This is a genomic window from uncultured Arenimonas sp. (genome assembly GCF_963976025.1).
Classification (GTDB): domain Bacteria; phylum Pseudomonadota; class Gammaproteobacteria; order Xanthomonadales; family Xanthomonadaceae; genus Arenimonas.
This window is the reverse complement of the sequence record NZ_CAXBJS010000002.1, coordinates 1-13,607: the sequence shown is the minus strand read 5'-3', so window position 1 is coordinate 13,607 and position 13,607 is coordinate 1. Positions and strand designations below refer to the sequence as shown.

Below are 13,607 nucleotides of genomic sequence, written 5' to 3'. Positions count from 1 at the left end.
TGCCGGGGCTCAGGCCTCGTCGTGCGCCACCCTTTCGGATTCACCGCGCCCGGCCATCAGCCATTCCGACATCGCCGGCAGCGCGTACATCGCCTCGACATAATCGGCCGCGGCGCCGGCCAGCGGCACGCCGTAGCCGCGCAAGCGCACGCAGACCGGCGCGTACATCGCGTCGGCGATGCCGAAGCGGCCGAACAGGAAATCGCCGCCGCCGGCCTGGGCACGCAGTTCGTCCCACAGCGACACCACCCGGTCGATGTCGCGCTGCGCGGCCTCGTCCCAGTGCGGTTCGCGCGGCTCGCGCCGGCAGTTCATCGGCAGCTGCGCCCGCAGCGCGGGAAATCCCGAGTGCATTTCGCAGGCCACCGAACGCGCCAGCGCGCGGCGCCCCGGGTCGTCGGGCCAGCCGCTGCCGCGCAGCCAGCGTTCGTTGGCGTATTCGCAGATGGCCAGGGAATCCCAGACCACCTGGCCATTGTCGTGCAGCACCGGCACGCGGCCGGTCGGCGACCAGTCGCCGATGCGGGCATGGAACTCCGGCGTGTCCAGCGGCAGCCGCACTTCTTCGAAGGCCACGCCGGCGTGGCGCAGCAGCAGCCAGGGCCGCAGCGACCAGGACGAGTAGTTCTTGTTGCCGATGACAAGGGTCGTGGTCATGGGTAATCAGCTGAAGATCTGGTCGCCGCCGTTGCGCGTGGCCACCCGCGCGGCGTTGGCTGCCCGGTCGGCCAGGTCGGCCGACTTGCGTTCTTCCGGGCCCGCCTGGGCGATGCCGACGCTGATGCTCAGGGTGGGCGCGATACGCGGGTCCACCGCCATGTGCGACACCGCCTCGCGCAGGCGTTCGGCGTATTCACGCGCCTGCAGCAACTTCTTGCCCGGCGCCAGCACCAGGAAACCGCCGCTGGCGCTGCGGCCGATGAGGTCGCCGTGGCTGATTTCCTTCTGCAGCAGGCCGGCCACCGGGCGCAGGGCCGCCACCACGGCGACTTCGCCGCCGGCTTCGCGCAGCGAGGGCAACTGGTCGAGTTCGATCCAGAGCAGGCTGAAGGGCGTCTGCCGCAGCCGGGCGGCCTCGACCAGCTGCTGCAGGCGATCGCGGATGGCTTCCTCGCGGAAGACGCCCGTAGCCGGGTCGGTTTCCGCCTGGCGCTGGGCGCTGACCGTGCCCGAGGCTTCCTCGCCGGCGACCACGGCCATGGCCGCGAACTCGGCGCACAGCGCCAGTTCGGCGTCGCTGTAGCTCACGTCGGCGGGCCTTTCGACCAGCAGCGCGCCCCAGCCGGGTTTGGGGATCGGCAGCGGGATGACCGCCAGCTGCACTTTCTCCAGCGGGCCTTCGGGCCCGTCGAAGTCGAAGCCGACCTGCTGGGCGGCCTTGAGCTTGCTGAGGTTGCGCAGCAGGGTGGCGCGCTCGCGCAGCAGGTTGCGGTAGCGCGATTCGGCCGACTTGGGTTCGACCTGCAGCAGTTCTTCGCCGTCGGCGTGTTCGCCGACCACGGCCGAGCTGTCCTGGGCCAGCACCGACTTGAGGCCATCGAGCAGGCGCCGGTAGGCGATCCAGGCCACGTCGTCGTCGTCGGCATGGGTCAGGCCGTGCTGCAGGCTGGCCATCAGCTTCTCGCGCGCGGCCTCGATCTTTTCTTCGGCGCTGGGCGGCGGCGGTTCGGCCCGCTTGCGCATGGCCCAGCGCTGCAGCCGCGCCCGTGTCCAGGGCAGGCCCAGGTACTGGGCCATCACCAGCGCCAGCGCCAGCTGCCAGCCGTACAGCGTCCACCAGTTCGCTTCGATCACCTGGTGGTCGGCCAGCACCCGCAGCAGCACCGCCGCGCCCATCACCAGCAGGGTGAACAGCGGCGCCCAGCGGTAGCTGCGCGAGTCGAGCACCAGCATCACCACGCAGGCAAGCAGCGCCACCGGATAGCTGAACCAGGCCACCCACTGCAGGGTGATGCTGGCGTCGCTGGGCAGGGTCAGCGCAAACAGCGCCGCGACCACCAGGATCCAGCCCAGGGCGCGCATCCAGCCCACCAGCTGCGGCGCCGATTTATCCAGCCCGCTGTAGTGCCGGGTGGCCAGCACCACCGGCCCCGCGCCCAGCAGGAACAGGGCCTGCGGCACCACCGCGCCCAGCCCCGAAAGCAGGGCCACTTCGGGCAGCGAATACAGGTGGCCATTGATGCCCAGGCAGGCCAGCCAGGAACAGAAGGCCGCCGCGCCCACCGACAGCGCGCCGGCGCGGGAGTCTTCGGCGTGGCGCACCAGCGACAGCAGCGCCACCGCCAGCAGCAGGGCGTATACGACGCGGAACCAGAACCGCGCCTCCTGCTCCTCCGCGCTGGCCACGGCGGCGTCGCGTAGGCTGACGTGCAGGCCGCCCATCACTCGGCCTTCGAGCTCCAGGTAGAGCTCGGTCGGGCCGGACAGGCCCGCCGGCAGCGGCAGGTCGAAATGGCTGGGCCAGGGCCGCTGGCCGTCGCCGCGGGAGAAGAAACTGTCCCGGACCACCACGTCGCCGGGCGGGTGCACGCGCAGGCGCAGGCGCTCAAGCGGCACCCGGACCACGCCCAGGCGCCAGTCGTACTCGCCGGCCGGCAGGTCGGTGCGGATGCGCACCCAGAGCGTGCGCTCCTCGCGGGCGGTGAAGGGGAAGCCCGGGGTCAGCACGGGCGTGAAGCCGGGCTGGGCCCGGCCGGTGAGGATGTCGTCGAGGGTCGTGCCGGCCGGTGTCTCCATGACCGCCAGGTCCAGCGCCGGCTGCGGCGCCTGGGCGCGGACGCCGGAAGCCAACAGGACCGCGGCGGCCAGCAAGGCGGCGGCGGTGAAGCTAGTCAGGGCCCATGCATGTCGCAAGCGCCGTCTCCCCTACACGTGGTTGCAGCCCCCTGCCCGGCGATTCTAGCCCGAGCCCGGGCCGGGGCGCAGGAAAGGCCGCGGAATGCGGCCAAGCCGTTAGACTAGACGCCTTTCCACGCTGTTTCCGGACGCATGACCCTGACCCCCGCCCCCACCGACGCCGCCGCGGCGCCGGAAAAGAACGACTTCATCCGCCAGATCGTCCGCGAGGACCTGGCCAGCGGCAAGCACGCGGCCGTGCGCACGCGCTTCCCGCCCGAGCCCAACGGCTACCTGCACATCGGCCACGCCAAGTCGATCTGCCTGAACTTCGGCATCGGCCGCGAGTTCGGCGGCCTGGTGAACCTGCGCTTCGACGACACCAATCCGGCCAAGGAAGACCCCGAGTACGTCGAGGCGATCAAGGAAGACGTGCGCTGGCTCGGTTTTGAATGGGCCGAGCTGCGCCACGCCTCGGATTATTTCGAGGTCTTCTACCGCGGCGCCATCAAGCTGGTCGAACAGGGCCTGGCCTACGTCTGCGACCTCAACGCCGAGCAGGTGCGCGAATACCGCGGCACCCTGACCGAACCTGGCCGCAATTCGCCCTTCCGCGATCGCAGCATCGACGAAAACCTCGACCTGTTCCGGCGCATGCGCGCGGGCGAGTTCGCCGACGGCAGCCGCACCCTGCGCGCGAAGATCGACATGGCCAGCGGCAACATCAACCTGCGCGACCCGGCCATCTACCGCATCAAGAAGGTGGCCCACCAGAACACCGGCGACGCCTGGCCGATCTACCCGATGTACGACTACGCGCACTGCCTGTCGGACGCGCTCGAGGGCATCACGCATTCGCTGTGCACGCTGGAGTTCGAAGACCACCGGCCGCTGTACGACTGGTTCGTGGACAAGGTCGACCTGGCCGGCGACCCGGCCCTGTACCAGCCGCTGGTGGACGCCGGCTTTTCCGTGCCCGCCGCCAAGCCGCGCCAGATCGAGTTCTCGCGCCTGAACATCAACTTCACCGTGATGAGCAAGCGCAAGCTGCTGGCGCTGGTGCAGGACGGCCTGGTGGCCGGCTGGGACGACCCGCGCATGCCTACCCTGCAGGGCCTGCGCCGCCGCGGCACGCCGCCGGCAGCGCTGCGCCTGTTCTCCGACCGCGTGGGCATCAGCAAGCAGAACTCGCTCATTGATTTTTCCGTGCTCGAAGGCTGCATCCGCGAAGTGATGGACGCGGCCGCGCCGCGCCGCCTGGCCGTCATCAACCCGGTGAAGCTGGTGCTCACCAATCTGCCCGAAGACCACGCCGAAACCCTGCGTTTCCCGAACCACCCGAAGGACGTTTCCTTCGGCGACCGCGAGGTGCCGTTCTCGCGCGAACTGTGGATCGAGCGCGAGGACTTCGCGGAAGTACCGCCCAAGGGTTTCCACCGCCTTGTGCCCGGCGGCGAGGTGCGCCTGCGCGGCGTCGGCATCGTTCGCTGCGAGGAAGTCATCAAGTCCGGCGACGACATCACCGAACTGCGCTGCACGCTCGACCCGCTGACGCGCACCGGCATGGAAGGCGCCGACCGCAAGGTCAAGGGCACCATCCACTGGGTCAGCGCCGCGCACGCGGTGCCGGCCGAAGTGCGCCTGTACGACCGCCTGTTCAACGTACCCGACCCGGACCGCGACGAAGACGGCAAGACCTACCGCGACCACCTCAATCCGGAATCGGTGAAGGTGGTGCAGGCCTACGTCGAACCCTCGGCGGCGCAGCTGCCGGCCGAAGCCGGCGTGCAGTTCGAACGCCTTGGCTTTTTCACCGCCGACCGCCGCGACCACGCGCCGGGCCGGCCGGTGTTCAACCGCACCGTCACCCTGCGCGACACCTGGGCGAAAAAATGATCTACGCCCAGCTCCACCTCACCCTGCCGGCCTGGATCCACGAGGAAGTGGACGCCCAGCGCGCCTATCCCTCGGCGCAGGACAAGGTGGCGCTGGCGATCCAGCTTTCGCGCCGCAACGTCGACCACCGCAGCGGCGGCCCGTTCGGCGCGGCGGTGTTCAGCGGCGAGCGCCTGGTCGGCGTCGGCGTCAACCGCGTGGTTCCGCACAACTGCTCGGCGGCGCATGCCGAAATCATGGCGCTGGCGACCAGCCAGCAGCGTTTGCAGAGCTTCCGGCTCAACCAGTCCGGCGGCCCGATCACCCTGGCCACGTCGGCCCAGCCCTGTTCGATGTGTTACGGCGCCGTGGTCTGGGCCGGCATCGATGAACTGCTGATCGGCGCGCGCGCCGATGACGTGCAGGACCTGGCCGGCTTCGACGAAGGTCCGCTGCCGGCCGACTGGCGCGGCGAACTTGAAAAACGCGGCATCCGCGTCAGCACCGACCTGCTGCGCGACCATGCCCGCGACATCTTGCGTGATTACGGGGAGTCCGGACTTGTCTACTGATGGCCTGTTGGCCTACTGCCGCCCCGGTTTCGAACCCGAACTGGCGGCCGAACTGAGCGAACGCTCTGCGCTCGCCGGTTTCCCCGGCTATGCCAAGGCCGAACGCAACACCGGCTTCGTGCAGTTCCTGGGCATCGAGGACGGCGCGGCGCTGGCTTCGGCCCTGCCCTGGTCGACGCTGATCTTCGCGCGCCAGAAGCTGCGCCTGCTGGCCGACCTGCCGGACCTGGACCCCAAGGACCGCGTCGGCCCGATCATGGAAGCCCTGGGCGGCCGCGGCCGCCACGGCGACGTCTGGGTCGAACACACCGATTCCGACGAAGGCCGCCAGCTTTCCGGCCTGGCGCGCGCGCTGGGCAATGCCCTGCGCCCGGCGCTTCGCAAGCGTGGCCTGGTCACCGAGAAGGAAGACCCGCGCCTGCCGCGGCTGCACGTGCTGATGCTGGCCGGCAACCACGCCCTGCTGGCCAGCGCCGACCCGAAGGACGCCTCGCCCTGGCCGCTGGGCGTGCCGCGCCTGCGCGCGCATGCCGATGCGCCCAGTCGTTCCTCGCTCAAGCTCGAAGAGGCGCTGATGTGCCTGCTTACCGACAAGGAGCGCGACGCCTTCCTGCAGCCGGGCATGAGCGCCGCCGACCTGGGCGCCGCGCCCGGCGGCTGGAGCTGGGTGCTGGCGCGCCGGCACATCCGTGTGGCCGCGATCGACAACGGCCCGATGGCCGACAGCGCCATGGACACCGGCATCATCGAACACATCCGCGCCGACGGTTTCCGCTGGCAGCCGCCCAAGCCGCTGGACTGGATGGTCTGCGACATGGTGGAGTCGCCGGCGAAGGTGGCCGACCGCATGGGCACCTGGTTCCGCGAAGGCTGGTGCAAGCGCTCGATCTTCAACCTCAAGCTGCCGATGAAAAAGCGCTGGGATGAAACCCGCGACTGCCTGCAGCACTTCGTCGACAAGGCCGGCCGGCCGCTGACCATCCGCGCCAAGCAGCTCTACCACGACCGCGAGGAAATCACGGTCTATGCGGGCTAGCCTGCTGGCGCTGCTGTTGCTGGCCGCGCCCGCGTTCGGGCAGGCCGACGATTATTTCCAGCGCGTCGACCTCGACGGCGACGGCCGGGTTTCGCTGGAAGAATTCCTCGAACGCATGGGCTTTGCCTTCCGGCAGATGGACGTGGACGGCAACGGCGTGCTCGAGCCGCACGAACAGCACGTGCCCGACGCCCCGCGCATCACCCTTGAACAGCACGAGGCGCGCTTTGGCGCCCAGTTCCGCCGGCAGGACGCCAACGGCGACGGTTACCTGAGCCGCCAGGAGCTGCTGGCGCCGCCGCGCCGCTAGTAGGCGGAATAACCGGCCGCGAATCCGACGATCGCCATCACGCACATCGCGACCATCAGCAGCAGCGTCAGCAGCGTGCCCCAGAAACGGCCGGTGCTGCGGCCTTCGCTGACCGCCAGGCCCCAGGCGTGCAGTGCGCGCGCGATCACCAGCGTGGCGCCGAAGACGTGCACCAGCCAGTCCGGGTAACCGTTCAATTCCATGCCGCCGAGCAGGATCAGCGCCAGCGGCACGTATTCGACCGCATTGGAGTGGGCGCGCACGCGCCGGTTGAGTTCGCCGTGCCCGCCGTCGCCCAGGCCCACCTTCAGGCGGCCGCGGGCCAGCATCACGCGGATGGCAAGGCCCAGCACCAGCAGGGTGCACAGCGCGGCATAAAGCAGGGTGATCATGGCTCGCTCCTCAGATCAGGCCGGGCCTCCAGGGGCCGGTGATGGCGACCGTGAAGCCAGGCTCGTAAACGTTGGCGAACAGCCAGCGGCCGTCCGGGGAAAAACAGGCACCCGCCCATTCCTCGTTCCGGAAGTCTCCGCTGAAGCCCCGGTGGCCGTCCAGCACCACGTTGCTGCGGCAGAACTCGAACAGGCCGCCGGCACGGTCCAGGCCATAAAGGCGCTGCACCGGCTGGTCGGAGTCTTCGCAGATCACCAGGCCACCGCGCGGACTGGCGACGATGTTGTCGGGGTAGTCCAGCACGTCGCGCGAGGGCGATTCGAACACCAGCTCCAGCAGGCCTTCGTCCGGGCGGTAGGCCCACATCTGGCCACAGCCGGCGTCGCCGCCGCTGGTGGAGATGAAAAAGACCCGGCCCTGCTCGACGATCACGCCCTCGAGCCGGATGAAGGCCGTGCCGCCGTTGGCCAGGCCCTGGCGCACCAGGCCGCCCGGGCCGCCGTCGCTGTCGGTGCCCTTGGTGGGTTCGTCGATGTCGACCCAGCGCACCTTCATCACGTCACCGACCCGGCAGCCGGTGCGCAGGTCCGGGGCGCCTTCGGCGCGCAGCATCTGCAGGCGGCCGCCGCGATGCAGTTCGCCGGGCGCGCGGGGAATGAAGCGGTAGAAGCCGGCGTAGGGCTTGTGGTCTTCGGTGAGGTAAACGATGCCGTCGCGCGGATCGACCGCGGCGGCTTCGTGTTTCATCTGGCCCATGGCCAGCAGCGGTTCGGCCCTTGAAAGGCCCTTGCCCGGCACTTCGAAGATGAAGCCGTGGCTGTGCGTCATCTCGTGCACGTAGTCCTTGCTGACGCGCACCTTCTGGCCGGCGTCGAGCACGATTTCCTCGCACGACAGCCAGCTGCCCCAGGGCGTGACGCCGCCGGCGCAGTTCACCAGCGTGCCCGACAGCGACGGCATCGCGTCCACGAACTGGCCGCGCGCGGTGTCGAAGCGCAGGGTGACAGTGCCGCCGCGCACGTCCGGGTTGTAGGTGGCCGAGGCGGGCGCGAAGCTGCCGCCAGGTTCGCTGGTCAGTTCGTGGTTGCGCACCAGGGTGACGATGTCGCCCTCGGCCCCGACCACGCCCATGCCGTCGTGTTTGCCGGGGCAGGCCTGGCCGGGCGCGATTTCTTCGCCGGCCCAGCCGAAGCTGATGTATTCGAACCCCGCCGGCAGCTGCAGCAGTGCCAGCCCGGTGGCGCGGTCGCGCACCGGCGCCAGCGGCCCGTAACCCGACGAAACACCCAGGCCACTGCCGGCCTTCGCCAGCAGCGTACCCACCGGCCCCAGGCCCAGCGCCGCAACGCCGAGTCCCAGGCTTCCCTGCAACATGCGTCGCCGCGAGAAACGCGGCGTTTGATCGTGGTTGTTCAACGTGGCTCCCGCGGGTGGGTCCTTTCAAGAGACCCACCATGCTGCGGGTCCCGCATGACAGTTACGCGTCGGGCAGGCTGATGGCCGTGGCGACGATGCGCAGTTCCTGCTTGGCCGGCGCTTTGGCGCCGTCGTCTTCGACCAGGTGCCGGGCGTGTTCCTCGCTGATCGGCTCGACCTGCAGCACGCCGTAGGCCACGGCCGGGCCGCTTGCGTCTTTGGGCACTTCGAAGCCGTGGTCCTTGGCCATCACGCGGGCGTTGTGGCCGTCCTGCTCCATCACCACCCAGCAGCCCTTCTTCTGGCAGACCTCGGTGATGCGGCCGGTGAACTTGCCCGGCTTGCCTTCGTAGGCCTGCGGATTGGCGGCGGCATCGGCAATGGCGGTCGCTTCGCCCTCGGGCATCGGTTCGCCGTAATCGGCGGCCAGGGCGACCGGGGACAGGCACATCAGCAGCGGCAACAGCAGTCGGTTCATCGGCAGGTCCTCAGGCGGCGAGTTGGCGGGCATGCAGGGCGGGCACCTCGTGGGTGGTGCCGAACTTGCCCTTTTCATCCCGGGTGACCTGCGCCAGCGCGCAGCCGGGATCGTGGGTGAAATACAGGTGCACGTTGCGTTGAAGCTTGTCCTCCAGGAAGGCGCGCTTTTCATCAATGAGCATTTCCGGGAACCGGTCGTAGCCCATCGTGATGGGCACGTGCACCCAGGGCCGCCCCGGAATCAGGTCGGCGCAGAAGACCAGGCCGCCGCGCGGCCGGCCGTCGTCGCCGTCGTGGCCGCACAGTTCGGCCAGCATCAGGCCGGGCGTGTGGCCTTCGCTGAAGTGGAAACGCACGGTGTCGCCCAGGGCCTTGCAGCGGTCGCCTTCGACCAGGTCGAGCCGGCCGCTGGCTTCAAGCAGGTCCATCAGTTCGGGGATGAAGCTGGCGCGGTCGCGCGGGTGCGGGTCGCGCGCGCGGCGCCAGTGTTCGCCGCCGACCACGAAGCGGGCATTGGGGAACAGCAGCCGCGCCGGCTTTCCCTCCTCCCAGGCCGCCAGCAGGCCGCCGGCGTGGTCGAAGTGCAGGTGGCTGAGCACCACCACGTCGATGTCCTCGTGGGAAAAACCAGCTTCGGCCAGGGAGTCGAGCAGCACGTGCCGCTCTTCCACCACGCCGTAACGCTCGCGCAGCTTCGGCTCGAAGAAGGCACCGATGCCGGCTTCGAACAGCACCGTCTTGCCGTTCACCGGCGTCGCCAGCAGCGCGCGGCAGGCCAGTTCGATGCGGTTGAGTTCGTCGGGCGGCGACCACTTCTGCCACATGGCGCGCGGCGCGTTGCCGAACATGGCGCCGCCGTCCAGGCGCTGCGAGTTTCCAAGGATGGACCAGAGTTTCATGGCGGCTTCCTAGCGGTAGACCGAGGCTTCGGTGGACGAGCCCTTGCCGACGCCTTTCCAGCGCGGGTCGGTGCCGGCCTCGACCTCACCATTCTGATGATTCCACAAAACCACCTGCATGTTGCCCCAGGTGCGTTCGGCGGTTTGCACATCGTGGCCCATGGCCTCGAGCGCGGCGATTTCCGCCGGGGCGAAGGCATCGGCTTCGGCCAGCACCACGTCGGGCAGGTACTGGTGGTGGAAACGCGGCGCCGCGGCGGTGGCCTGGGCGCCCTCGCCCTGCATCAGCTCGACCAGGCCCAGCAGCACCATGGTGATGATTCGGCTGCCGCCCGGCGTGCCGATCACGGCGGTGCGTTCGGGGCCGACCAGGAAGCTGGGCGTCATCGACGACAGCGGGCGCTTGCCCGGCGCGATGGCATTGGCGTCGTCGCCGACCAGGCCGAAGGCATTGGGCACGCCCGGCTTGACCGAAAAGTCGTCCATTTCATTGTTGAGCAGGAAACCGGTGCCCGGCACCACCAGCGCATTGCCGTAGGGCAGGTTCACCGTCTGGGTGACGGCGACCAGGTTGCCTTGCGTGTCGATGACCGAGAAGTGGCTGGTGTCCGGGCGCAGCGGCTGCGCATCGACGCCCGGCAGCAGGTCGCTGGGCGTGGCCCTGGCCGGGTGGATGGACGCACGCAGGCCGGCGGCGTAGGCGTCGGAAACCAGCATGTCCACCGGCGCCTGCACGAAGTCGGGGTCGCCCAGGTACAGCGCGCGGTCGCGGTAGGCGCGGCGCATGGCTTCGATGAAAAGATGACTGCGTTCGGTCTTGCCCAGGCGCGGGTAGTCGTAACCTTCCAGCACCTTGAGCATGGTGGCCAGCGCCACGCCGCCCGACGACGGCGGCGGCGCGGTGATGATGTCGAAACCGCGGTGCCGGATGCGCAGCGGTTCGCGTTCGACCACGGCGTATTGGGCCAGGTCGCGTTCGGTCCAGATGCCGCCGGCGTCGCGTACGCCGCGGACAAGCCTGCGGGCGAAGTCGCCGCGGTAGAAACCATCGGCGCCCTGTGCGGCCAGTCGTTCGAGCGTGCGCGCATAGTCTTCATTGCGCATCAGCGTGCCCTCTTCCGGCACCTTGCCTTCGCGCAGGAAGAGTTTGCTGGCCGCCGGGCTGCGCGCGATCACGTCGCGGCGATAGCCCAGGAACGCCGAGTTCTTCGGCCCGAAGCGCCAGCCTTCGCGAGCCAGGCGGATGGCCGGCGCCAGCGACTGCGACAGCGGCAGCCGGCCGTATTTTTTCGCCAGGTGGTCCAGGCCCGCGGGCAGGCCGGGAATGCCCGCTGCCAGTGCACCGTTGACCGACAGGTCGCGGTTGGCCTTGCCTTCCGCGTCCAGGAACATGTCGCGTGTCGCGGCCAGCGGCGCGCGCTCGCGGGCATCGATGAACACGTCGCGGTTCTCACCGGCGACACGCAGCAGCATGAAACCGCCGCCGCCCAGGCCCGAACTTTCCGGCTCCACCAGGCCCAGCGTGGCGCTGACCGCGATCGCCGCGTCGAAGGCGTTGCCGCCCTTGGCCAGCACTTCCATGCCGGCGTCGGTGGCGTAGGTGTTGGCGCTGGCGATGCCGGCTTCGGCCGGCGTTGCCGGAGACTTGGCGGTATCGGCCAGGGCCGGCGGCGAAAGCGCCAGCAGCAGGGGCAGCAGGAAACGGATCATGCGGCGGACTTTCCTTTCGTCAGGGCATGGTATTTGCCCAGCAGCTGTTCCCGGGTTTCAGGATGCCCGGGGTCGAGGTCGATGCACTCGACCGGGCAGACGACCACGCACTGGGGTTCGTCGAAGTGGCCCACGCATTCGGTGCACAGGGCCGGGTTGATCTCGTAGATCACCTCGCCCTGCGAGATCGCCGTGTTCGGACAGGCCGGCGCACAGACGTCGCAGTTGATGCAGATATCGCTGATGAGCAGGGACATGGGGGTCGTCCCGTCGGATGCCCGGGGCCCGCCGGCAAGCGGCGGGCCCGCGCGGACAAGACGAGGCTTATTTGGCCTCGACGAACACGAACTTGGCGCCGGCGGCTTCGACAGCGGCCTTCACGCGCTCGCGGTCTTCGGTCTTGCCGATGAACAGCACCTGCGAACCCGCCAGGGCGCTGGGGTCGGCGTCGGTGAAGGACATGACCACCAGGTCGGCGATCTTGGTGCTGTCGGGAGAACCGAAGGCCAGCATGTTGCCGGGCAGCACGGTGCGCTGCACGACCATGGTGACGTTCTCGAGCTGGCGGTCGAACATGGTCTTGCCGTCCTGGTCGCCTTCGGCCGGGACGTCGCTGCCCACCGGCAGGTAGTACGAGAACACGCGGTCGGTCACGCCTTCCTGGTTGCGGCCGATGACCTGGCCCAGGTAAGCCTTCCATTCGGCGTCGTCGGTGCTGGCCGGGGCGGTGAGTTCAACCGGCGCGGCGGCGACTTCCTCTTCCTTCTTGCAGCCCGAAAGCACCAGGGCCGAGAGCATCAGGGCGACGGGAATCAGAGCACGGGTCATGGCAATACCTCTTGTGTGGATTGTGTTACTTCGGCTGCTTCCACCGGGCGGCCAGGGCGGTCGCGACGGCCGGGTGCACGAACCCGGAAACATCGCCGCCGAGACGCGCAACCTCGCGCACCAGGCTGGAAGAAATGAAGCTGTGTTGTTCGGCCGGGGTCAGGAACAGGGTCTCGACGTCCGGGATCAGGTGGCGGTTCATGCTGGCCATCTGGAATTCGTATTCGAAGTCCGACACCGCGCGCAGGCCGCGCAGCAGGACGCCGGCGCCGATCTCGTGCACGAAGTGGGCCAGCAGGGAGTGGAAACCGACGACTTCGACGTTGTCGTGGCCAGCCAGGGCGATGCGGGCCAGCTCGACCCGCTGGGCCAGGGGCAAGGCGGGGCTCTTGCCGGGACTTTCGGCGATGCCCACCACCACCTTGTCGAACAACGGGGCCGCGCGGGCGACCAGGTCGATGTGTCCGTTGGTGATGGGATCGAACGTGCCGGGATAAACCGCGACGCGGGTTCGGGCCTGGCTCATGCCGATCAGTCGCCCTGCGGGTGTGGATACGTCCGAAGTGTATCAGCCTCCGGCGCGATGGAGCGCGAAGTGCACGTCCCGCGTATGGCCTTCGCGGTGCAGGGTCCAGCCCTTGGGAAGCGTAGGCACCACGTTGCGCGGACATTCGACGTAGATAAGCGCCCCCGGCGCCAGCCACGGCGCCAGGGCCGCGGCCGCCGGCTCCCACAGTCCGGCCGCGAAGGGCGGGTCCAGGAAGACCAGGTCGAAGGCCTGGCCCGGGCTGCGGCCCAGCCAGGACAGGGCGTCTTCGGCCAGCACTTTCACCTGGTCCACCTTCAGGCGCGTGGCCTGTTCGCGCAGCGACCGGGCCAGTTCGGGGTCGCGTTCGACCAGCAGCACCTCGGCGGCCCCGCGGGACACCGCCTCGAAGCCCAGCGCACCGGTGCCGGCGAACAGGTCCAGCACCCGGGCACCGTGCAGGTGCGGCTGGAGCCAGTTGAACAGGGTCTCGCGCACCCGGTCCGAGCTTGGCCGCAGGCCGGGGCGGTCGGGCACCGGCAGCTTCGAGCCGCGCAGGTGGCCGGCAATGATGCGGACGCTGCCCGGGGGGCCGTTGTTGGGTCGCTGGTTCATCGGGGAGGCAGGGGGCCGGGTGGTAACATTCCGGCCATTGTCCGCGAAAGCAGCGCGATGTTCGATTTCCTGAAGAAAAAGCCCGAGAAGACCCCCGAGCCGGCCAAACCCG

15 protein-coding genes are annotated in these 13,607 nt (G+C 69.3%); 4 read left to right on the top strand and 11 right to left on the bottom strand.

Annotated elements, in window-relative coordinates; genetic code table 11:
- Positions 1-9: 9 nt before the first annotated feature.
- Positions 10-657 carry a glutathione S-transferase family protein gene (locus AACZ35_RS00280; RefSeq protein ID WP_339824615.1) on the bottom strand — a complete coding sequence of 216 codons (648 nt, stop codon included), beginning with the start codon at positions 655-657 and terminating at the stop codon, positions 10-12.
- Positions 658-663: 6 nt separating this feature from the next.
- The gene (locus AACZ35_RS00275) at positions 664-2,853 is read right to left on the bottom strand and encodes a diguanylate cyclase (protein WP_339824613.1); all 2,190 of its coding nucleotides are present in this window, start codon (positions 2,851-2,853) and stop codon (positions 664-666) included.
- Between the two features lie 135 nt (positions 2,854-2,988).
- Between AACZ35_RS00275 and AACZ35_RS00270 the strand changes: the two genes are divergently transcribed.
- From AACZ35_RS00270 to AACZ35_RS00255, 4 genes are read left to right on the top strand one after another with little or no spacing between them, the layout of a single operon-like run.
- Entirely contained in the window at positions 2,989-4,731 is a 1,743-nt protein-coding gene (locus AACZ35_RS00270) for a glutamine--tRNA ligase/YqeY domain fusion protein (RefSeq protein WP_339824610.1), read from the top strand.
- Positions 4,728-5,282 (top strand): nucleoside deaminase, encoded by a 555-nt coding sequence (locus tag AACZ35_RS00265; RefSeq protein WP_339824608.1) that lies wholly within the window; start codon positions 4,728-4,730, stop codon positions 5,280-5,282. Before AACZ35_RS00270 ends, AACZ35_RS00265 begins: the two co-directional genes overlap by 4 nt.
- Positions 5,272-6,318: a 23S rRNA (cytidine(2498)-2'-O)-methyltransferase RlmM gene (rlmM, locus tag AACZ35_RS00260; RefSeq protein WP_339824606.1), complete on the top strand. Its 1,047-nt coding sequence runs from the start codon at positions 5,272-5,274 to the stop codon at positions 6,316-6,318. Before AACZ35_RS00265 ends, rlmM begins: the two co-directional genes overlap by 11 nt.
- Entirely contained in the window at positions 6,308-6,628 is a 321-nt protein-coding gene (locus AACZ35_RS00255) for an EF-hand domain-containing protein (RefSeq protein WP_339824604.1), read from the top strand. Before rlmM ends, AACZ35_RS00255 begins: the two co-directional genes overlap by 11 nt.
- Here AACZ35_RS00255 and AACZ35_RS00250 read toward each other — a convergent pair.
- The 9 genes from AACZ35_RS00250 to rsmD form a co-directional block, all read right to left on the bottom strand.
- Positions 6,625-7,020 carry an MAPEG family protein gene (locus AACZ35_RS00250; RefSeq protein WP_339824602.1) on the bottom strand — a complete coding sequence of 132 codons (396 nt, stop codon included), beginning with the start codon at positions 7,018-7,020 and terminating at the stop codon, positions 6,625-6,627. The two genes, AACZ35_RS00255 and AACZ35_RS00250, sit on opposite strands and share 4 nt — an antisense overlap.
- A gap of 10 nt (positions 7,021-7,030) precedes the next feature.
- The gene (locus tag AACZ35_RS00245; protein WP_339824600.1) at positions 7,031-8,437 is read right to left on the bottom strand and encodes an alkaline phosphatase PhoX; all 1,407 of its coding nucleotides are present in this window, start codon (positions 8,435-8,437) and stop codon (positions 7,031-7,033) included.
- Positions 8,438-8,498: 61 nt separating this feature from the next.
- Positions 8,499-8,915 (bottom strand): DUF4920 domain-containing protein, encoded by a 417-nt coding sequence (locus tag AACZ35_RS00240; RefSeq protein WP_339824598.1) that lies wholly within the window; start codon positions 8,913-8,915, stop codon positions 8,499-8,501.
- A 10-nt stretch (positions 8,916-8,925) separates the two neighbouring features.
- Complete coding sequence (locus tag AACZ35_RS00235) at positions 8,926-9,816, bottom strand: MBL fold metallo-hydrolase (RefSeq protein WP_339824596.1); 891 nt, start codon at positions 9,814-9,816, stop codon at positions 8,926-8,928.
- Positions 9,817-9,825: 9 nt separating this feature from the next.
- Positions 9,826-11,526: a gamma-glutamyltransferase gene (gene ggt / locus AACZ35_RS00230; protein ID WP_339824594.1), complete on the bottom strand. Its 1,701-nt coding sequence runs from the start codon at positions 11,524-11,526 to the stop codon at positions 9,826-9,828.
- Complete coding sequence (locus AACZ35_RS00225) at positions 11,523-11,783, bottom strand: YfhL family 4Fe-4S dicluster ferredoxin (RefSeq protein ID WP_188660724.1); 261 nt, start codon at positions 11,781-11,783, stop codon at positions 11,523-11,525. Before AACZ35_RS00225 ends, ggt begins: the two co-directional genes overlap by 4 nt.
- A 67-nt stretch (positions 11,784-11,850) precedes the next feature.
- Complete coding sequence (locus AACZ35_RS00220) at positions 11,851-12,354, bottom strand: hypothetical protein (protein WP_339824588.1); 504 nt, start codon at positions 12,352-12,354, stop codon at positions 11,851-11,853.
- Between the two features lie 25 nt (positions 12,355-12,379).
- Complete coding sequence (coaD, locus tag AACZ35_RS00215) at positions 12,380-12,880, bottom strand: pantetheine-phosphate adenylyltransferase (protein ID WP_339824586.1); 501 nt, start codon at positions 12,878-12,880, stop codon at positions 12,380-12,382.
- A 42-nt stretch (positions 12,881-12,922) separates the two neighbouring features.
- Positions 12,923-13,495: a 16S rRNA (guanine(966)-N(2))-methyltransferase RsmD gene (gene rsmD, locus AACZ35_RS00210; RefSeq protein WP_339824583.1), complete on the bottom strand. Its 573-nt coding sequence runs from the start codon at positions 13,493-13,495 to the stop codon at positions 12,923-12,925.
- Positions 13,496-13,607: the final 112 nt, after the last annotated feature.

Bases quoted from the DNA above. Each gene is read 5' to 3' on its own strand.
- AACZ35_RS00280 (WP_339824615.1), bottom strand. From the start codon at position 657: ATGACCACGACCCTTGTCATCGGCAACAAGAACTACTCGTCCTGGTCG.
- AACZ35_RS00270 (WP_339824610.1), top strand. From the start codon at position 2,989: ATGACCCTGACCCCCGCCCCCACCGACGCCGCCGCGGCGCCGGAAAAG.
- AACZ35_RS00265 (WP_339824608.1), top strand. From the start codon at position 4,728: ATGATCTACGCCCAGCTCCACCTCACCCTGCCGGCCTGGATCCACGAG.
- AACZ35_RS00255 (WP_339824604.1), top strand. From the start codon at position 6,308: ATGCGGGCTAGCCTGCTGGCGCTGCTGTTGCTGGCCGCGCCCGCGTTC.
- AACZ35_RS00250 (WP_339824602.1), bottom strand. From the start codon at position 7,020: ATGATCACCCTGCTTTATGCCGCGCTGTGCACCCTGCTGGTGCTGGGC.
- AACZ35_RS00240 (WP_339824598.1), bottom strand. From the start codon at position 8,915: ATGAACCGACTGCTGTTGCCGCTGCTGATGTGCCTGTCCCCGGTCGCC.
- AACZ35_RS00235 (WP_339824596.1), bottom strand. From the start codon at position 9,816: ATGAAACTCTGGTCCATCCTTGGAAACTCGCAGCGCCTGGACGGCGGC.
- ggt (WP_339824594.1), bottom strand. From the start codon at position 11,526: ATGATCCGTTTCCTGCTGCCCCTGCTGCTGGCGCTTTCGCCGCCGGCC.
- AACZ35_RS00225 (WP_188660724.1), bottom strand. From the start codon at position 11,783: ATGTCCCTGCTCATCAGCGATATCTGCATCAACTGCGACGTCTGTGCG.
- AACZ35_RS00220 (WP_339824588.1), bottom strand. From the start codon at position 12,354: ATGACCCGTGCTCTGATTCCCGTCGCCCTGATGCTCTCGGCCCTGGTG.
- coaD (WP_339824586.1), bottom strand. From the start codon at position 12,880: ATGAGCCAGGCCCGAACCCGCGTCGCGGTTTATCCCGGCACGTTCGAT.
- rsmD (WP_339824583.1), bottom strand. From the start codon at position 13,495: ATGAACCAGCGACCCAACAACGGCCCCCCGGGCAGCGTCCGCATCATT.